Annotated in this window: 19 protein-coding genes; 2 read left to right on the top strand and 17 right to left on the bottom strand. The window is 53.6% G+C overall.

The features are described from left to right. Positions 1–154: 154 nt before the first annotated feature. From NUV48_04295 to NUV48_04245, 11 genes are all read right to left on the bottom strand, one after another. The gene (locus NUV48_04295; protein MCR4441358.1) at positions 155–805 is read right to left on the bottom strand and encodes a hypothetical protein; all 651 of its coding nucleotides are present in this window, start codon (positions 803–805) and stop codon (positions 155–157) included. Beyond that, positions 802–1,500, bottom strand: a complete 699-nt coding sequence (locus NUV48_04290; protein MCR4441357.1) for a CpsD/CapB family tyrosine-protein kinase — start codon at positions 1,498–1,500, stop codon at positions 802–804. Before NUV48_04290 ends, NUV48_04295 begins: the two co-directional genes overlap by 4 nt. After that, the gene (locus NUV48_04285) at positions 1,469–2,803 is read right to left on the bottom strand and encodes a Wzz/FepE/Etk N-terminal domain-containing protein (GenBank protein ID MCR4441356.1); all 1,335 of its coding nucleotides are present in this window, start codon (positions 2,801–2,803) and stop codon (positions 1,469–1,471) included. The genes NUV48_04290 and NUV48_04285 overlap by 32 nt, the downstream gene beginning before the upstream one ends. Then, on the bottom strand, positions 2,800–5,100 hold the full coding sequence (locus NUV48_04280) for an O-antigen ligase family protein (GenBank protein ID MCR4441355.1): 2,301 nt from the start codon (positions 5,098–5,100) through the stop codon (positions 2,800–2,802). Before NUV48_04280 ends, NUV48_04285 begins: the two co-directional genes overlap by 4 nt. Further along, complete coding sequence (locus NUV48_04275; GenBank protein MCR4441354.1) at positions 5,101–6,222, bottom strand: copper amine oxidase N-terminal domain-containing protein; 1,122 nt, start codon at positions 6,220–6,222, stop codon at positions 5,101–5,103. Positions 6,223–6,264: 42 nt separating this feature from the next. Then, positions 6,265–7,182 carry a UTP--glucose-1-phosphate uridylyltransferase GalU gene (gene galU, locus NUV48_04270; GenBank protein MCR4441353.1) on the bottom strand — a complete coding sequence of 306 codons (918 nt, stop codon included), beginning with the start codon at positions 7,180–7,182 and terminating at the stop codon, positions 6,265–6,267. A 142-nt stretch (positions 7,183–7,324) separates the two neighbouring features. Further along, positions 7,325–7,507, bottom strand: a complete 183-nt coding sequence (locus NUV48_04265) for a hypothetical protein (protein MCR4441352.1) — start codon at positions 7,505–7,507, stop codon at positions 7,325–7,327. 177 nt (positions 7,508–7,684) lie between these two features. Then, complete coding sequence (locus NUV48_04260; GenBank protein MCR4441351.1) at positions 7,685–8,017, bottom strand: DNA-binding protein; 333 nt, start codon at positions 8,015–8,017, stop codon at positions 7,685–7,687. A gap of 286 nt (positions 8,018–8,303) precedes the next feature. Next, on the bottom strand, positions 8,304–8,699 hold the full coding sequence (locus NUV48_04255) for a hypothetical protein (protein MCR4441350.1): 396 nt from the start codon (positions 8,697–8,699) through the stop codon (positions 8,304–8,306). Between the two features lie 45 nt (positions 8,700–8,744). After that, on the bottom strand, positions 8,745–9,743 hold the full coding sequence (floA, locus tag NUV48_04250) for a flotillin-like protein FloA (GenBank protein MCR4441349.1): 999 nt from the start codon (positions 9,741–9,743) through the stop codon (positions 8,745–8,747). A 104-nt stretch (positions 9,744–9,847) separates the two neighbouring features. Further along, positions 9,848–11,161 carry an ATP-dependent Clp protease proteolytic subunit gene (locus NUV48_04245; GenBank protein MCR4441348.1) on the bottom strand — a complete coding sequence of 438 codons (1,314 nt, stop codon included), beginning with the start codon at positions 11,159–11,161 and terminating at the stop codon, positions 9,848–9,850. A 210-nt stretch (positions 11,162–11,371) separates the two neighbouring features. Between NUV48_04245 and NUV48_04240 the strand changes: the two genes are divergently transcribed. Both NUV48_04240 and NUV48_04235 read left to right on the top strand, forming a co-directional pair. Next, a complete protein-coding gene (locus NUV48_04240; GenBank protein ID MCR4441347.1) occupies positions 11,372–11,956 on the top strand; it encodes a transglycosylase SLT domain-containing protein in 585 nt (194 codons plus the stop codon). Positions 11,957–12,144: 188 nt separating this feature from the next. Beyond that, positions 12,145–13,989 (top strand): LTA synthase family protein, encoded by a 1,845-nt coding sequence (locus NUV48_04235; protein MCR4441346.1) that lies wholly within the window; start codon positions 12,145–12,147, stop codon positions 13,987–13,989. A gap of 55 nt (positions 13,990–14,044) precedes the next feature. Here the strand turns inward: NUV48_04235 and NUV48_04230 are convergent, their stop codons facing one another. The 6 genes from NUV48_04230 to prmA all read right to left on the bottom strand — a co-directional run bounded on the left by NUV48_04230 (position 14,045) and on the right by prmA (position 18,209). After that, positions 14,045–14,503 carry a GatB/YqeY domain-containing protein gene (locus tag NUV48_04230; GenBank protein ID MCR4441345.1) on the bottom strand — a complete coding sequence of 153 codons (459 nt, stop codon included), beginning with the start codon at positions 14,501–14,503 and terminating at the stop codon, positions 14,045–14,047. 12 nt (positions 14,504–14,515) lie between these two features. Continuing rightward, positions 14,516–14,692, bottom strand: coding sequence for a 30S ribosomal protein S21 (gene rpsU, locus NUV48_04225; protein ID MCR4441344.1), 177 nt, complete (start codon positions 14,690–14,692; stop codon positions 14,516–14,518). Positions 14,693–14,827: 135 nt separating this feature from the next. Continuing rightward, entirely contained in the window at positions 14,828–15,169 is a 342-nt protein-coding gene (locus tag NUV48_04220; protein MCR4441343.1) for a histidine triad nucleotide-binding protein, read from the bottom strand. Between the two features lie 40 nt (positions 15,170–15,209). After that, positions 15,210–16,523 (bottom strand): tRNA (N(6)-L-threonylcarbamoyladenosine(37)-C(2))-methylthiotransferase MtaB, encoded by a 1,314-nt coding sequence (gene mtaB, locus NUV48_04215; GenBank protein ID MCR4441342.1) that lies wholly within the window; start codon positions 16,521–16,523, stop codon positions 15,210–15,212. After that, positions 16,520–17,269 (bottom strand): 16S rRNA (uracil(1498)-N(3))-methyltransferase, encoded by a 750-nt coding sequence (locus NUV48_04210; GenBank protein ID MCR4441341.1) that lies wholly within the window; start codon positions 17,267–17,269, stop codon positions 16,520–16,522. Before NUV48_04210 ends, mtaB begins: the two co-directional genes overlap by 4 nt. Before the next feature lies 1 nt (position 17,270). Next, positions 17,271–18,209, bottom strand: coding sequence for a 50S ribosomal protein L11 methyltransferase (gene prmA / locus NUV48_04205; GenBank protein MCR4441340.1), 939 nt, complete (start codon positions 18,207–18,209; stop codon positions 17,271–17,273). Between the last annotated feature and the right edge of the window lie 12 nt (positions 18,210–18,221).

Here is an 18,221-nt window from a genome sequence, read left to right as displayed (position 1 = left end):
CGCTATAACCAAAGTGCCAACTATAACAGAAAAACTGCTGTTAGTAAACTTACTCGTTCCTATTACCATTTGGGCTTCTAATACTCTATGTTCAAAGAATTCATTTTCCCGTTTGGTTAGAACAGACACATTAACACCTTCCTAACATATGCCTTCATAAAGGCTCATAACGATATGCCATTTTTAATACCTCATACCCGATTTCCGAATGGGCGTCGCTGCCCCACTGAACCACGTATCCTTTTTCCTTAAATGTTTTGGTAAATGCCGCGGCCCGGTTTCCATACTTGCCCACTAAACTACCGGCATTGAACTGAAAGTGAATCCCTTGTTTATAAAGCGCGGCCAGCTTATCCTCGTTCATCCAGCCGTACCTTTCCGGGTGAGCCAGCACCGGGACCAGCCCCTGTTCCTTTATCTCCGCCAGGACATGCTCCGCCCACAGCGGGCATTGCGACAGGGGCAACTCGACCAGCACATGGATTCCCCTGTCCATGACCGTCATGAGCCGGCCTTCCCTGAGAAGCACCGCTATATCGGGGCTGAGCATTATCTCCGAGCCGGGATGCACCTCGACAGGAATCCCGACATCTCGCAGGGCATCGTTCAGGGATTTCACTCCCATCAAAACGGTCTCGCGGCAGTTTTCATATACCCCCGCCTCAAAGTGCGGCGTGGCTACAATCTTCGTGAATCCCAGCTGCGCGGCGGCCCTGGCCATGCCCAAAGATTCATCCAGGCTCCGGGGGCCATCATCCACCCCCGGCAGGATATGGCAGTGCCAGTCGGTATCTCCCCAGATCACTTGCGCTCTCCGTAGTAATAATAGTAATACTGGTCGTCCTTGGACCTTTCCACGCTGTTGAGGACAACTCCCAGGATCCTCGCGCCGGCGCGAACCAGGTGCTCCTTGGCCTCTTTGGCCCGGTCTATCCTTGTCCTGCCGGCGACGGCCACCAGGATAACACCGTCCACCTTGCGCGAAAGAAGCACGGCGTCCGTAACCGCCAAAACCGGCGGCGCGTCGACAAGAACGCAATCAAACCTTTCCGCAAGCTTCTTTACAAGGCAGTTCATCCTTTCGGAATCCAGCAGCTCTGCCGGGTTGGGAGGAATGGGGCCGGCGGAAAGGAGGTACACGTCTTCGCTGTTTGTTTTTCTAACACACTCCTCCAGGTCAGCGTTTTCCACCAGAACATTGGTTAAACCGACAGCATTGAGCCGGGTAAAGATCTTGTGCTGGACCGGGAGCCTGAGGTCGGCATCTACCACTAGGACCCTTTTGCCTGTTTGAGCCAGAGTCACCGCCAGGTTGGCAAGCACGGTCGACTTCCCCTCGTCCGGCCCGGCGCTGGTGAAAGCGATGGACCTTATTGGCTTATCCATGCCTATAAACTGGAGGTTGGTCCGCAAGACCTTAAAGGCTTCCGCTTCCAAAGATTTGGGATAATGGTGGGCGATTAAAACATTATTTTGCGCTGGTTGCGCTTCCCTGTGCATAGGCCGTATCCTTTCCTGCGCGATTATTGTCTTTGCCGTTTTCCCTAAACCTGGGGATCATGCCCAGCACGGGCAGTTCCAGGTGCCTCTCCGCGTCTTCGCCGGTGTGGATTTTGTTGTCGAGCAGCTCCAAGACAAAGGCGAAAACCACGGACATCATGAGCCCAAGAACGCCGGCCAGCGCCAGGTTCAACTTTTTGTTGGGCTTAACGGGATCGACTTTAATTGTTGAGGGTGAAACAACTTGAATGTTCGTTTCTCCAAGATTAATGGACTTGGTTATCTGCGTCTGCGTTATCTTTTCGGACAGCAGCGCGTAAGTTTTTTCCAGCTCTTCGACTTTTCTTCGCACCAGTTCAGTCTCGTTTTTCTTTTCCGTTAATTCGACCTGGAGCCTGTCGAGCTGGGCCTGCAGCTCTTTCATCTTGCTGGAGAGGGCCTCCATCTGCGCCCGCTCCTCGGTCAAGGCAATGTTCTTGCCGGCCACCTGCTCTTTAAGCGAGACATAAAGCGGATTATTCTGGTTTTGCTCCTCAGGCGGGATCTCCTTCAGCCTCTTTTCCAGTTCCTTCAAGCCCGCCTGGATCTGCTGGTAAGCAACCTGGCTGCCCAGGTACAGGCTCCTGAATTTATTCAAATCATTGCCGGTGCTGGATCTCTCCTGCTCCAAAAAAGCTATGCTGCGCGGCCTCGCTTCCAGGTCCTTCAACTTTGCCCGTTCTGCTTCCAGGTCTTTTTTCACGACCGCAAACTGTTCCTGGAGGAAAGCGACGGACTTGGTCAACTGCTGCTGGGTGTTCCTGGAGATGGATTCCAGGAAGAGCTCGGTTAAAACGCTGCCGATGGCGACCGCCAGTTTCGGGTCGGTGTTCCGCACCTTGACTTCGATTAAATTCGTGTCCTTAATCGCCGTGACCCTGATGATGTTGCTTAAACTTTCCACGGTGTAGCCGTCCTTGGCCATATCCAGCCTGGCGATGACCTCGCTCAGGAGAACGGGGTCCTTTATTTGCTCCACATAGGTCTTGATGGTCATTTCCGGCAAGCGGGAAATCGCGCTGATCATGGATTCCAGATCATTGGACTCTGTCCGGACAGCCTTCTTTTCATCGCCCTGCACCACAAGAAGGGTGGTCTGGGCCTCGTAAACCGGGGGAAGTATGAAAAATGAAAGTACGGCCGCCGTCATCAAGGCGGAAAGGGTAAAAATGACGATAAACCATTTCCTCCTGTCCAGGACAGTTAACACCTGCCGGACATCTATTTCCTGTTGAACATGCCGGCTGTCCGTTTCTGCGTTCATGTTTTCCCTCCGTTTACGAGATTTAGCAGGCTGCGGTTTTTTTCAAAAAAAGGCCTGTTTTCCTGGTTGTTTTTAACGTACTGATTATAGAATTTGGCGCAGTTTGCAGGGTCCACGTCTTCGTAGGCAAGAGCCAGCAGTGAGCCGGCCTGGTTCTTGGTGTCTTTGTGGTGGAGCGCCTTGGAAAGCGCTTCCACCGCCGCTTCTTTGTCCGCCAAAAGGAGCGAAGCCTGCCCCGACAGGAGATAAACCTGCGCTGATGGCCTCATGTTGGGGCGTTTTTCAGACATGAGATAGTTCTCCTCTATTTTTGGGGTCAAGCTCACGCAGCGGCTGAAATACAACCTGGCGCCGGCGGAGTTCCCTCTTTCCAGGAAGGCCATGCCTTGCTCGAAATATGTTTTGGCCAGCGTTCCAAGGGTGTAAGGATCTTTCGGCAAAAGCCCCGCCAGGCGCTCTCTTTCTTTTAACAGGGCCTCTTCGTCGCCCACAAGACCGTAAGCCGCATCCAGCGACCACCTGGTTTTGATATTATAGGGGGCCAATTCCACAGCCCTGTTGGCGTAATAGTAAACCCGCTGTTTATACACATCCAGCGGCAGCGACTTGTAGCGGCGAGCATAAAGCTCGGCCAGCGCCGCAGCCAGGTCAGGGGACAGGGGCGAAAGACGATAGGCCTGTTCGAATTTATCGATGGCCCGTGGATAGTAACCGAGCCGTTTTTCTTCCGCTCCCGCTTTGCCGAGCAAAATCGCCCGGTATTCCCGGACCGGGAGGATAATTAATATCACCCCTACCAGCAAGCACCCGGCGATATAACCCGGCTTAGGCACGGCCAGGGTTTTTCTCCTGCGGCGGCCGTGCCCGTTGACCTCGCTCTTGACCACCGCCGCCAGCGACCAGAAGACCAGGGCCACGGCCGGCATGGAAAGTTCCATGTCTATCCCGCTGTGGACCAGGAGCGCCAGAAAGGCCAGGAGGACAGCCCAGGTGTAAGGCCAGCGCGAGTCCCCTTTTGGGCGCAGCAAAAATCTGATAATGCGCCACAGCAGCGAGAGCCACACGGCCAGGTAGGCAGCAAGCCCGACGGTCCCTGACTCCACCCAGGTCTGAAAATAGTGGTTGTGAACCTCGCTGGACCAGTACAGTCTGTCCTGGTACAGGTGGTAAAGGGCGTTCCACCCCCCCGCCCCTGTTCCCAGCACGGGATGATCCCCGACTATCTGCAGGGCAACCCGGTTATAGTCCATCCGGTCCATGTAGCTGCCGTCTTCCCCGCCTATTGTGCCGAACCTCTGGATCACCTCCGTGTCCAAAAGCTGGCTGGCGGGGGTTGGCAGGACCTGGGAAGCATAGGAAAAATAGAATAATATGCAGCAAAGAATCTCCAGGGTGAAGGCCCAAAGCAGCACTTTTTTATGTCTGCGCAGGAACCGCTTGCGCCGGGCGACGGCCGGCAAAACATGAATCGCCGCCAGCCCTGCAGCAATAAACGCTCCTCCCAGAACCAGCCATTCCAAGGCGTTCGTGTAATTCTGCCGGTATACCCCGCCGAGAAATCCCTTGCTGCTTATACATCCGATGAGGGTAATAACCATGATCTGGTAGAGGCTGGGCCAAAAAAAGCGCTTGCCGCTTCCCAGCAGGTATACAAGGAATACCAGGCCCAGGACAAGCCAGGTCCCGCGGGAAAGGCTTCCCAGCAGGGCGATAAAATCAAGGTAAATCCCTGTACCAACCAGTATTTTTGCATATGCGGCGCTGCTGGTCATTAGAAAGCCTAATCCCGTGATGATGCCCACTGCCGAGTAAATAGCCAGGGCATTGGGATACTGGAAGGTGGACATGATTCGTTTGCCGGCATAGGCCTCAGGAAAGCTTACCATCTCCATGGCCGCCAGGATGCCTATTACCGAAACAAGCACGGTGCTGAAGAAAATGAACCGGGTAAACTTTTCTCGCTCTTTCGCTTCCCTGGTAAGGCTGGACACCAGGAAAAAAATCAGTATATAATCTATTGCACGGTATACCCCCAAAACAGCCTCGTGGAGATGGACTGCGACAAAGAGGGTTAAAACATTGGCCAGCAAATAAGCAAGGACCGCGCAGTCGATGGAGCCGAATTTAAGCTCAACCCGCTTGTCGGAAAGGCGGGAGATTGCATACAACAGCCAGGCGACGCCCAAATAGACCTGCGCTAAAACCAGTTCTTCCGGGTAAAAGAGCCCTTTCAGCAAGGGCGCCGCAGCCAGTCCGGCCCCTGTCGCCCAATAAGCCAAGGCCTTAAGCCGAAACATTTATCTCACTACTTCCACCCTGTAAGTGGACGGGAACCATTTCACGCTGGCGCCGAACGACTCGGAGACATAGCGCAGGGGAACCATGGTCCGGCTGTTGATGATCTTGGCGGGAACGTCAAGCCCAGGTATGGTTTGATCGATCACCAGGCTGAGTTCTTTGCCGTCCAGCTTCATCTTTACGGTCCTGGTGGCCCCGATCCAGTCCACCTTAACGCCGAGGCTTTCTGCCACAAACCTCAAGGGGACCATCGTGCGGTTATTGACCAGGGTGGCCGGCGAATCAAGGGTTTTTGTATTGCCGTTCAGCACAGCGGTGGAATTGTTGAGGGTTAAGACGATCTTTACCAGCTTTGTGTTCTTCATCACGGTATAATAGCTGAACCTGTCGGTATAGAAGGTAAAAGTCTTCTTTACCGGGTCATAGGTGCCGCCGAGGGAGACCGCAACGATGTTGCCGGCGGCGTCTTTCTCCAAACGCACGCCGGTGAGCTGGTTGATCTCTTCCTGGGTAAGAGTGCCGAGACTGGAAAGGTCTACGGTCACCGCCACGGGTTCAGGAAAACCGTCTATGCCAACAGTTGCGGTTCCTGTCTTTACCTGGGCGCTGAGGTCGACCATGATCCCGCCAACGGAGAAGAGCCCGGTGCTCTGGCCCAGGGGAGCGCCGGCCAGGATGCTGTTTGCTTCGGCCGTGGACACCACCTCAACACCGATTTCGATTACGGCGTTTTCCTTTTGTACCACTCCTGTGATCTCCGGAGCCTGGAGAGCCTGCGGGGAAAACTGGACACTCACCCCCGGTTTTTCCAGGGTTAGCGGTTCTTTGGCCTGCGCCAGGGAATTTGCGACCGCAGGGCTGAATCGGGCAGCAGCGGCACCGCCCAAGGACAAAACAGCCTTGCCGGTTTGCCTTAATGCCTGGTCCAGGGCCCTGTCATCGTCGGTTTTCACGTTTTCCGTGATGGGGGTGGCCGGCGGCGTCTCTTGCGACGGCGGCGTGGAACCGCCGCCGTAAGGGCCGGCCAGGGCGGCATCAAAAGAACAAAGGGTAAAAGCAAGCATGATCAAGCACATCACCGAAGCCTTTCTCCAGTAACCTTTTTTTGCACGAACCGACATTAGAATCATCCTCCTTAATTTATTATCACATCCGCCGGGCAGTCATATTACTTTATGCAGGACAACCGTACCGGGACTGCGGAATCCAAGCTGCGAATACACGAGATCCACCAGGTATTTTTCAACTTCTTTTTTCAAGTCGTCCCTGCGCAGGGCAAATTCCACCGTGGCTTTGATTAAACCGACTTTATCGCCGACATCGTAACGAATGCCTTCAAACTCGTAGCCCAACACCTTTTGTGTTTTATTGAGTTCCCTGATCGCGTCGGTAAGCTGGATTTCCCCGCCGGAACCGGGAGGAAGGGTATCAAGGATCGGTATTATTTCGGGAGTGAGAATGTATCTTCCCATTATGGCCAGGTTTGAAGGTGCCGCCTCCGGGTAAGGCTTTTCCACCATATTGACGATACTGTGCAGGCCCTTTTTAATCTGGCCGCTGCTTTTAATGACGCCGTACTTGGATACGTCAAACCTGTCTACTTCACGGATCCCGATAACGGGAGTCCGGTATTCTTCAAAGACCTCCATCATCTGTTTCAAACACGGCTTCTCGGAAATGACCACGTCATCTCCCAGGAGCACGGCGAAAGGCTCGTCGCCGATAAACTTGCGGGCGCTCCACACCGCATGGCCCAGCCCTTTGGCCTCCTTTTGCCGCACGTAATACACCGAGGCCATATTGGAGATGTACTCGACCTGGTTGAGCAGCTCCCGCTTGCCCTTGGCGTTTAACGCCGCCTCCAGTTCATACGACCTGTCAAAGTGGTCCTCGATGGCCGTTTTGCCGCGCCCGGTAACAATAATGATGTCCTCTATGCCCGACTGGATGGCTTCCTCGACAATGTACTGGATGGTCGGCTTATCCACGATGGGCAGCATCTCTTTGGGCTGGGCCTTGGTGGCGGGCAAAAACCTTGTGCCGAGGCCAGCGGCCGGAATAACGGCTTTCCTTATCCGCAAATTACATCACCCCCGTTCCGAATTACATAAATTGATCCAAAATAAAAAGGCAATACAAGCAAAAAAGCTCATATTGCCTCTTGGGCTTTACTTTTCCAGTGTATTCCATTTTTAAACCATTTATTAATAAAATTTTAAAATGTTATCCCTGTTTAACCTCCACGCTGATAATACCGCATGTTTTTATAGTCAGCAGCCGTTTGCATTTATTGCACTTGATTTCTATCTCGTTCCCGTTTGCGGCGCAGAGCAGCTTATTGCACCTGCACCTGACCAGTTTCAGTTCCGGAATTTTCAGCGCTTCTTCTCGTTTACCGATATCCATAGCAACCTCGCACTAAATCATTTTTGTTGTTTACCGCTTGCCTACCCGGGTGGCTTGCACCTGCATAAATCAGATTCGCTATATGTTAAGGATTTCCTCTATTTATTTTCCATTATTTTCCGAGCAATTTCCCCAATACCCGTGACCGTTCAGACAGGCAACGGATATATTGTGACATTATCCCCAATTAGCTTGGCTGTTCTTCTTATTTTTGACCGTATTTTGTTCCGCACCTTTTTTATGTACGATACTGCGGATCCTGTTTTCAGACAGCTTGTATTTCAAAGCGAGTTCCGCGTAATTGGCCCCGTTGAATTCTCCCCTGATCCTGGCGTTCCTGACATGCAGAAGCTGCCTGTCCAGCTTGGGAATGTAAAGTTCCAGCCCTCCGTAGGTTTCGACAATCTTAAAGGTACTTTCGATCCCAATGAGCTCAATAAGCTGGGCAACGGTTTCATGCAGGCTAGATATATTCAATTCATTCAGAGCTTCCTGAATTTGATTATCCATATCTACCTCCATAACAAGATTTTACGTTTCAATCCGCAAAACCCGCTAGTAAACTGTTTTAGGAAAATTATTTGGTAGGATTAATTAATAGGGCTGCCATAAACTGGCAGCCCTATTCTCATCCCTGTCAATATTTTCTTAAAATTCCTGGCAGTGCCGCATTCATATGCCTTTCATCTGAATAAAATGGGTTGTGCCCTTGCTAATGGTGTTGGGTAAATATTATTTGACTTATAATCCCTTAAGGCATCTGAACTGAAAACAACCATGGTGTTACGCGCCCTCTCTAAAAACGATAGGGTTTGCGGAACCTGGGTTTCTGCAGGATCTCGCTCCAGATGACCGCCTTGCGCAGGTCGTCCCCGGACATGAACGCGAAGGAACCTCCCGCCGATTCGCCGTAAAAAGGCGAAGCCGGGCCGGCTTCTTCTCCCTTTTCTACTTTTTCTTCCTTAATTTCAGGTTCCGCCCCTTCCATATAAACAAGCTGGTCATAGGCGCTCTCGCCTTCGGGCAGCATCCTTTTTAGGGGAACCTGCTTTTCCTGCGGCCTTATCTTTCCGGCAGCCTCAACCGGCGCCGGCTTTTTCCGCACGGGTTCCCTGCTCATTCCCCTCCGGCGGTCGCCCATTGAACGAAAGACGATATAGAGGATAAAAAGGAGAATAACTACAAAATCCAAAGGGGCACACCCCCTCCATCAGTCATTTTTCGGCAGCCGGCGTGCTTATTTCTTACCTGTATCCGGGGCGCCGCCCTGGGGCTGCCCGGTCCTGGCAATCGATTCGCGCATGCCGGTATCGGCGATGATGTTCTGGAGTTGATAATAATCCATTACCCCCAGTTTCCCTTCACGCAGGGCCTGCGCCAATGCTTTCGGAACTTCGGCCTCCGCTTCCACCACTTTGGCGCGCATCTCCTGGACCGCGGCCTTCATTTCCTGCTCCCTCGCCACGGCCAGGGCGCGGCGCTCCTCGGCCTTGGCCTGGGCTATCCTTTTGTCCGCTTCCGCCTGGTCTGTCTGCAGCTGGGCTCCGATGTTGCGGCCAACATCGACATCGGCTATGTCGATGGAAAGTATTTCAAAAGCGGTGCCGGCATCGAGACCCTTGTTCAGGACCGTCCGCGAAATGGAATCAGGGTTTTCCAGCACTTCCTTATGTGATTCGGAACTGCCCACCGTGGTGACTATGCCTTCGCCGACCCGGGCGATAATTGTTTCTTCACCCGCGCCGCCGACCAGCCGGTCTATGTTGGCGCGAACCGTAACCCTGGCCCGCGCCCTCACTTCAATCCCGTTTTTGGCCATGGCCGCGATAACTGGGGTTTCAATAACACGCGGATTTACGCTCATCTGCACGGCCTCCAGGACGTTGCGCCCCGCCAGGTCAATCGCGGCGGCCCGTTCAAAAGGCAAGGGGATGTTGGCCCTCTCGGCGGCAATGAGCGCGTTGACCACCCTGTCCACGTTGCCCCCGGCCAGGTAATGGGCTTCCAGCTGGTTTACGGAGACCTTGATTCCCGCTTTTTCCGATTTAATCAGGCTGCTTACAATCAGCCCCGGCGGAACGCGCCGGAAACGCATGCCCACCAGGGTAAAAATCCCAATGCGAACGCCCGCGGCCAGCGCGGAAATCCATAACCCCACCGGTATGAAGCTGAACAGCACGGCCAATGCCACCAGGATGATGGCCAACATGATTATGAATGAAACAAGAGTTGCCATAATTCAATTTTCCCCCTTTTATTTTCATTTTTACCTCTTTACCTCAATATTTTACCCCCAAACATGCCTGCCTTGTTTTTTGGGGGGACAAAAACGCCGCTCGTTTACTGCTCCCGCACGGGCTGGACAATGACCCTGATCCCTTCCACGCGGACCACTTCTATCTTCTCTCCCCTGGCGATGTATTCCCCGTCAGCGACGACGTCCAGCCGGGTCCCGTCTTCCAGGACCACTGTTCCGGCGGGGCGCAGGATGGTGTGAGCAGTTCCTCTCGCTCCGATGTGCCTGCTCAAATCCTCAGCCTGCGGGATATACCCGTCTTCTTTTTTGTAGCTGGTTCCCAGGACCAGGCGATTCCAGAACTTTCGCCGGTTCAGTATCTTAAAACTCAGGAACAAGAGGATGATGGTCCCGACCAGCGCAAAAACCAGGGAGATTATGCCCGCTTCCCAGCTGGGCGCGGCCATAATAATGCTGACAGTTAAACAGGCAATCCCGCCAATGCCGGGTATCCCAAACCCGGGAACGACCGCTTCCACGCCCAGCAGGATAATGCCCAGCAGGAAAAGGAGCAGCGCTTCCCACCCGGTAAACCCTGCCAGGAGGTTGCCGGCGAAGTAGAGACCCAGGGAAATAAGACCGACGGTCCCGGCCACGCCCCAACCCACAGTGAATATTTCAATCACAATGCCGGCAATTCCTATGGTCAAAAGAAGCGGGGCCACAAAGGGATTGGTCAGCACCCTCGCCAACCGTTCCGGCAAAGAGGGCGCGCTTTCCTTAACCTGCGCCCCGGCCAAATCAAGCTTGGCCAAAAGTTCGCTCCTGTCTTTCACGATATAATCCGCATAACCGTACTTTTCAGCTTCCAGGTAGGTAAGCGTCAGCAGTTTGCCTTTTTCCACCAGCCCCGGTATTTCCTTGTCCCTGTCCACCATGGCGACCGCAATGTCGGGCCTGCGGCCGTTCGTCTCGGCTGTTGAGGCCATCTCTTTTGAGAAATACGAGATGTATTTCTCGTCGGCTTTTTCCGCCCCGATCCGCGGTTCGGCTGCGCCGATGGTACTCCCGGGTTCCATGGCTATCTTTTCACAGGCCAGGGTGATCAAGGCTCCCGCTGAAATAGCTCCTCCACGCACCAGCGCCGTGGTGGGGACTGGACTGCGGCGGATGGTGTCCCTTATTTTCAGGGCTGCGTCAACCATCCCGCCGGGCGTATCAACCTCCAGCAAGACCATTGTCGCTTTAAGCTCGCCTGCTTCCCGGTAACTTCTTTCCACGAACCTGGCCTGGCCGGGGTCTATTGTGCCTTGCACAGGCACAACGTAAACCAGTTGCGCCGGCGAGGCGTGCAGCCCGGCAGCCAAAAAAGCAAACAACAAAACTAATCCATAAAGAAGACGGCCCTTAATCTTCACAGGCTCACCCCCACCTGCCGGTGATAAAGCTTACCTACATATTCTATCACAAAACGCCGGGCTGTTTAAATCAGGCTGGGGAAAATTTAACATCCTGTTCGTTGTCAAGAGGAAATTTCTTCTTTATAATATAAACCGTTATGACAAAAACATTCCATATTTCGATAATCGTTTCGACAGGCCGATGTCAAAACAAACGGGGTGATTAGCTTGAAAACCGCGTCCCTGAAGCTGCCGCACCTGCTGTTTGTTTACACCGCCATCGTACTCGCCGCTCTTCTTTGCTTGTGCATGTTATACGTAGAAAAAGCGGCCCTTGAACAGGACCTCCTTAAACTGCAGAAAGAAAGCAGCGAATTAAGAAGCGAGATGGAAATCCTCTGCGCCAGGTATTACGGCACTTCGCCCGAAGTGATCGCCGCAGTGGATAAGGAAAGCAAAAAGTACGGAATCAACCCTGCCATAATGCTGGAACTAATAAAATGGGAAAGCGATTTTGACCCAAAGGCAGTCAGCCCGAGCGGAGCAATCGGTATTTGCCAGCTTATGCCTTCGACCGCCCGGGAAATAGCCGGCGAGCTCGGCGTCGATTACCGCGAAGAACTGCTTTACGACTGCGGGTACAATATCGCCTTGGCCGCTTACTACCTGGGAAAACTTCTGACAATTAACGATTACGACTACCACAAGGCCCTGACCGCTTACAACATGGGGCCGACCGGCCTTAAAGAACACATGGCCCGCACCGGTACCGCCGTAAGTCGTTTCTCTCTGCGCGTGAGCAGGCAGCAGTAAACACGGCTGTACAGGGCAAAAGCGGCATGGGAAACGCAAGCGCCGCAGCACCGACCCAGAGATTGTTCTTTTCTCTGGTTTTTTGTCTTTCTTTATTATTATTTAAAGCTGTTATCTCCAGCCTGGCAGGGAATGCCAGTATGTTGCGCGAACTAATGGTTATAGTACTAATAAAAAAGGAGTCACGCATGTTTTTGCCAGTCAAAGAAAAAGCATTATCCATTCTCCCAGTTATAAAACCATACTACTTGTGGGCGTATACCGCCTTTGCCCTGCTGGTGAAGTCCGTCGTCTTTGTGGGGATAATCACGGGAACGGACTACACGGAACTTGGGTTTTTCAGGGGATATTATTCCATCCCTTCGCTTTCCCTTTATCTTGCTTTCATTTTTTGGGTCCTCTCTTTCGCTTTTTTGCTTAAGCGCAGGGGTCATACTCTTTACCTGCTTTTCGTAAACCTCCTCGTCTCCGTCCTGATGATCTTCGACCTGTGGTACTGCCGCGGGGGAAACGGGTCTTTGATCAACATGCACCTTTTCAGGATGACGGCAAACCTGGAGAACCTCTGGGAGTGCATCTTCTCGCTGGTTTACCCTGTCGATTTCGTTTTTTTGCTCGACCTGCCGGCGCTTTTTTTGCTGTTCCCCGGCAAAATGTCCCGCTGGATCGCCAATACGAGAAAAGCGGCGCTTTTTGCCGCGGTCTTCCTGCTTTCCGCCTCGTTCATCCTCTACGTCCCGTTCAAGTTTTACGTGCTGAAGCAGCCTGACGAAAGGATCGAGCGCTTCATCAACTGCTGGGTTCCCGTCCAGACCGCGGCCAACCTCTCGCCGATCGGGTACCACCTTTTCGATGTCTACACCTACTGGAAAGACTGCCGCCCCATTGTGCTGAATGCGGAAGAAAAAGAGGAAATAAGAAAATGGTTCGACGCCAAGCATGAAAACCTGCCCGACAACAGGTACAAGGACCTGCTGGAAGGCAACAACCTTATTTTTATCCAGGTAGAGTCCCTGGAATCCTTTGTGATCAACAAAAAAATAGCTGGGCGGGAAATCACCCCCAACCTGAACGCGCTCCTAAAACACAGTCTCTATTTCTCCAATTTTTATGAACAGGTCTACAACGGCACCACCTCCGACGCCGAACTGATGGCCAATACCTCGGTTTATCCCGTTCGCAAGGGAAGCACTTTTTTCCGTTTCCCCAACAACACTTACAATTCACTCCCCAGGCTCCTGCAAAAAAAGGGTTACGCAACGCTGGCCGTCCACCCGGACAGGGGTGCATACTGGAACTGGATGGAGGCCTTATCATCATTCGGTTTCGAGAAGTGCCTGGATTCCACCGCTTTCGAGATAGACGAGGTGATCGGCCTGGGTCTGAGCGACGGTTCTCTTTTCCGGCAGGTTAACGATATGCTGCGAAGCCAGCGGCAGCCTTTTTACCTCTTTATGATCACGCTGACCAGCCATGCTCCTTTTTCACTGCCTCCTCATCACCGGACGCTTCAACTGGACGCTAAAATCGACAGGACAATCCTGGGCAATTACCTGCAGTGCATTCATTATACCGACCAGCAAATCGGTGAATTTTTGAAACGGCTGGAAAAAGACGGGCTCCTGGAAAAGACGACCGTCGTCATCTATGGAGACCACTGCGGGGTCAACAAGTTCTACCGGCCGGAGCTCGCCAAAATACAGGCCAAAGACAGGTGGTGGCAGGACAATAACAACCGTGTCCCCCTGATCATATACGACAAACGGCTGAACAGGAAAGAAATAACGACCGCCAGCGGCCAAATCGACATTATGCCCACCATCTGCTACCTCATGGGTGTGGAGGAAAGCCGTTTCGCCGGCACCGCCATGGGCCGCAACCTGTTAAAGACGCAAAAAAACTTCGCTGTCCTGGCTGACATGAAGGTTGTCGGCAAACCGCTCAGCGAACAGGAAAAGCAGGATGCCGTAAAGGGTTTGGCCATCGCCGACAAGATTATCCGCAGCAATTATTTCGCCTCAAGCGACCTTTGAACCCGCCAAAAGCCAAAACAGCCTGGTGTTTAACCAGGCTGTCGCTGTTTAACTCTCAACTTTCACCGCTCAATACTTTCTTCACTATTTCATTGACCACCCTGCCGTCGGCTTTACCTTTCGTCAAGGGAACAACCCTGCCCATAACCTTGCCCATATCCCTGGGCCCCTGGGCTCCTGTTTCTTCAACGGCTTGTTTAACAACGGCGACGATTTCTTCCGCGGTCAACTGTTGGGGGAGGTATTCCATCAGGATGTTGATTTCCTGTTTTAACGATTCGACTGTTTCGGGGCGGTTGGCCTTCTCATATTCGGGGATGGCGTCTCGGCGCAGCTTTACTTCGCGGGCCAGCACTTCCGTTATCTCTTCATCGCTGAGTTCACGGCCCCGCTCAATTTCCTGGTTTTTTACAGCCGCCCTGGCCATCCGGATCACGGAAAGCTTCAGCTTTCCCGCTTCCCTCGCTTTCATGGCCTCTTTCATATCCTCTGCCAGTCTGTCTTTCAGACTCATCACCGGGACCCCCTATTTATACTTGCGTTTTCTCGCTGCTTCGGACTTCTTCTTCCTTTTAACACTTGGTTTTTCGTAGTGTTCACGCTTTCTAACCTCGGAAAGAACTCCGGCTTTCTGGCAGGTGCGCTTGAAGCGGCGCAGCGCGCTGTCCAATGTTTCATTCTTCCCAACCCTGACTTCACTCATGCCTTTATCCCTCCCTCCACTACGACCGTCGTGCTGGATCTCGTGCTGGATTCTCTTTTGCTGCAATAAGCGGGATTGGAGCTAAAAATTGCACATTTTCTATTATACTGTAACACAAAGAGAGGGTCAAGAGAATTAACCCGGCGGCCAGTTCATGCTTCTCCCGCCCAGCAGATGAAAGTGAATGTGGTCAACTGTCTGTCCTCCCTGGGGACCGCAGTTGTTCACGACACGGTAACCGCCAGCCAGTTCCAGCTCTTTGGCCAAGTCACGGATAATCCCATGAATTCTGCCGATGAGCGAAAGCTCCGCGTCGCCTGCCGCGGAAAGGCTGGCAATGTGCGTTTTTGGCATCACCAGGACATGCACCGGAGCCACGGGGTTAATATCATGGATGGCGATAACCTGGTCATCTTCGTACACTTTCCTGGCAGGTATTTCCCCCTTGACGATTTTACAAAAAACACACTCCGGCACTATAACACCTCCTTTTTTTCGAGATAACCCGCGAGGATTTTTATGGTCCGCTCCCCCGGCACTTATCCCCATTCGCTCTTTCCAGCCTGACGGAAACAATATCACCCCGTTGGGTTTTTGCTGAGGCAAATTCGATGAGAAGGTAGTTTTCACTGTGCCCTTCCCAGCAACCTTCTCCTTTTTCCGTCTCCGCCAGCACACGAAGCGTGCGTCCCACGAAGCGCCCGGCATACCTGCGGGCTAATCTTTCCCCCAGCCGGATCATCTGCCGGCTCCGCTCCTCGCTGACCGAAGCGGGCACCTGCCCCTCAAACAGCGCTGCGGGCGTGCCGCGCCGCGGCGAAAATTTGAAGACGTGCAGGCGGCTGAAAGCCATTTCCTCGATAAAACCGGGGTAAACCTTGAAATGCTCGTCGGTTTCGCCGGGAAACCCTACCATGATATCTGTCGTGACGGCAATGTCCGGCAGGACCGTCCTTACCCGTTCGATGACTTTCCTGTATTCTCCAGTGCTGTACGGCCTGTTCATGGTTTTAAGTATCTCGTCATGGGCGCTCTGGAGGGGCAGGTGAAGATGAGGGCAGATGTTGGGAAAGGAAGCCATTATCTCCAGCAAGGCGCCGCTCACCTCTGTCGGCTCAAGGGAACTCAAGCGCCAGCGCACATCCCCGGAAAGCGCAAGCAGCTCCGGCAGCAGGTCTTCCAGGCTGGCGCCGGCATCCAGATCACGGCCGTAGGCTCCCAGGTGTATACCGGTGAGGACAATTTCCTTAAACCCGGCCGCGATCAGTCTCCTCGCCTCGCGCAGGACGCCGGGTTTTGGCCTGCTGCGGCCAGGTCCGCGCGCGTACGGGATGATGCAGTACGAACAATACTGTTCGCAGCCGTCCTGGATCTTGAGATACGCCCTGGTGCGGCCTATCACCCTGTCAATCTCCAGGTCTTCAAAATCCCTGGCTTCGCATAAATCGCGCACCTTTAAAACGGGCTGCCCGGCGTCTTCTCCCATTTCTTCAAGCCATTCCACGATGCGGTTTTTCTCCAAAGTGCCCACCACCAGGTTGACCCCGGGAATACGTTCAACCTCCTGGGGCGAAACCTGCGAATAGCAGCCGGCAACCACCACTTTCGCGCCCGGGTTGTTTTTCCTGCACCGGCGGATGACCTGGCGAGACTTGCGGTCGGCAAGGTGAGTGACGGTACATGTATTGATGACGTAAACATCGGCAGGGTCTGCAAAATCCACAATATTGTAACCCCGTTCTTTGAACAGGGCGCCCATGGCCTCGGTTTCACTCTGGTTCACTTTGCAGCCGAGCGTATAAAAGGCTACCCGCGGCCTTTTTCTTTTCACCCGATGTCCCCCCACTGGTACATAATCACCGCTGTTGCGACCAGTCCCGCCGTTTCGGTCCGCAGGATACGGGGCCCCAGGGTAACCGGTATTCCCCCGGCTTCCGCGGCCATGGCCACTTCCTCTTCTTCCAGCCCTCCCTCCGGGCCAATCAGGATATAAACGGGACATGATTGGCGAAAAGCATATTCTTTTCCCGTGAGAACGGCTTTTAAAGGGACACCGCCTTTTTCCCAGGGAACGAGCAGAATTTTATTCAGAGGCAGGCCGGCTAAGAAATCGGGGACCCTGGTACAGGGAAACACGTCTGGAAGACGGATTCGCCCGCACTGCTTGGCGGCCTCCACGACCACTTTTTGCCAGCGCTGCTCTTTTATCTTCTTTTTTTCGCCTTCCAGTTTGACGACGGTCCTTTGGGTGGCCAGGGGAATTATCCCCCTTACTCCCAGCTCCACGGCTTTTTGAATTATGAATTCCATTTTGTCTCCTTTGGCTATCCCCTGGGCCAGCCAAACATCAATTGGGCTCTCCCGGTTCACCCGCAAAGAGGAGTTGAGCCTGACCACTGCCTGCTCCTTGCTCAAAGAATCGATTACCCCCTGGTACTCTCTTCCCTGCCCGTCAAAAACAATAACAGGGTCGCCCACGCCCAGGCGCAGGACCCTGACCAGGTGCTGGAGTTCATCGCCCCTGATGAAAGCCTGTCCCCCCGATATTTCCTGTCTTGAAACAAAAAAACGGCGCACTTTAACACTCCTTCAATCTCCAGACCAGGGCGGTCCAGCCCTCCTGGCTTTTTTGCTCCAAGAGGCCGTAATTGTAACGCGCTGCAGCGTCCATAACCTCATCCTTCCGCTCGTCGGTTATTCCCGAAGCGATAAAAACGCCCCCCGGCCGGAGGCGGGTCCTGACCTGCGGCAAGAGCCTGACAATCACGTCGGCGATAATGTTGGCCACAACCAGGTCCGCTTTCGTTCTCAGCCCCGACAGCAGGTCGCACTTCTCAACCTTCACCACGTCCTCCATGCGGTTCTTTTTTACGTTTTCGGCCGCCGTGTCAACTGCCGTCTGGTCGCAGTCCAGGGCCACCACTTCACCCGCTCCCAGGCGGGCGGCGCATATGGCCAAAATGCCGGTTCCCGTACCCACATCAATTACCCGCATGGCCGGGTATGTGTATTTCTCAAGAAGACGCGCGCAGAGAATGGTGGTGATATGGCTTCCTGTGCCGAAGGCCATGCCGGGGTCAATATCCACGACTATTTCCTCGCCGGAGGGAGCGTATTCCTCCCATGTCGGGCGGACCACCAACCTGCTCCCCAGCTTGACAGGTTTAAAGAAGGCCTTCCATGAACTGGCCCAGTCCTCTTCCCTGACCGTGGCAATGTTGATCTCATACGGCTCTTTACCCAGGCGCCGGGCGATTTCAGCCAGGCTTTCCCTTAACTCTTCCAATTTTGCCGGTAGCCCGCCGTTCACCGGCAGATAGCCTGTGACAAGACTATAAGAGCGGTTTAAGCGCTCTTCCGGAAACTCGTAATCGTCCCAACAACCGCTTTCCGTCATTGCGCGGATAACCTCCGGCTCTTCTATCACCACGCCGCCGGCTCCCAGTCTAAAGAAAGCGTCCGCCACGGCCTCCACGGCCTCCGCTCCCGTCTTGACCCCGATTTCCTGCCATTCCATCGCCCGTTCCCC

It is taken from the genome of Peptococcaceae bacterium, from assembly GCA_024655825.1.
Taxonomy (GTDB): Bacteria; Bacillota; Peptococcia; order DRI-13; family PHAD01; genus JANLFJ01.
This window is presented reverse-complemented; position numbering and strand designations above follow the sequence as displayed.

Excerpts from the sequence above, each read along its gene's own strand:
- rpsU (MCR4441344.1), bottom strand. The coding sequence starts at position 14,692 with ATGAGTGAAGTCAGGGTTGGGAAGAATGAAACATTGGACAGCGCGCTG.
- NUV48_04235 (MCR4441346.1), top strand. The coding sequence starts at position 12,145 with ATGTTTTTGCCAGTCAAAGAAAAAGCATTATCCATTCTCCCAGTTATA.
- NUV48_04280 (MCR4441355.1), bottom strand. The coding sequence starts at position 5,100 with ATGTTTCGGCTTAAGGCCTTGGCTTATTGGGCGACAGGGGCCGGACTG.
- NUV48_04260 (MCR4441351.1), bottom strand. The coding sequence starts at position 8,017 with ATGGATAATCAAATTCAGGAAGCTCTGAATGAATTGAATATATCTAGC.
- NUV48_04290 (MCR4441357.1), bottom strand. The coding sequence starts at position 1,500 with ATGCACAGGGAAGCGCAACCAGCGCAAAATAATGTTTTAATCGCCCAC.
- floA (MCR4441349.1), bottom strand. The coding sequence starts at position 9,743 with ATGGCAACTCTTGTTTCATTCATAATCATGTTGGCCATCATCCTGGTG.
- NUV48_04265 (MCR4441352.1), bottom strand. The coding sequence starts at position 7,507 with ATGGATATCGGTAAACGAGAAGAAGCGCTGAAAATTCCGGAACTGAAA.
- NUV48_04275 (MCR4441354.1), bottom strand. The coding sequence starts at position 6,222 with ATGTCGGTTCGTGCAAAAAAAGGTTACTGGAGAAAGGCTTCGGTGATG.
- NUV48_04285 (MCR4441356.1), bottom strand. The coding sequence starts at position 2,803 with ATGAACGCAGAAACGGACAGCCGGCATGTTCAACAGGAAATAGATGTC.
- NUV48_04230 (MCR4441345.1), bottom strand. The coding sequence starts at position 14,503 with ATGAGTCTGAAAGACAGACTGGCAGAGGATATGAAAGAGGCCATGAAA.
- prmA (MCR4441340.1), bottom strand. The coding sequence starts at position 18,209 with ATGGAATGGCAGGAAATCGGGGTCAAGACGGGAGCGGAGGCCGTGGAG.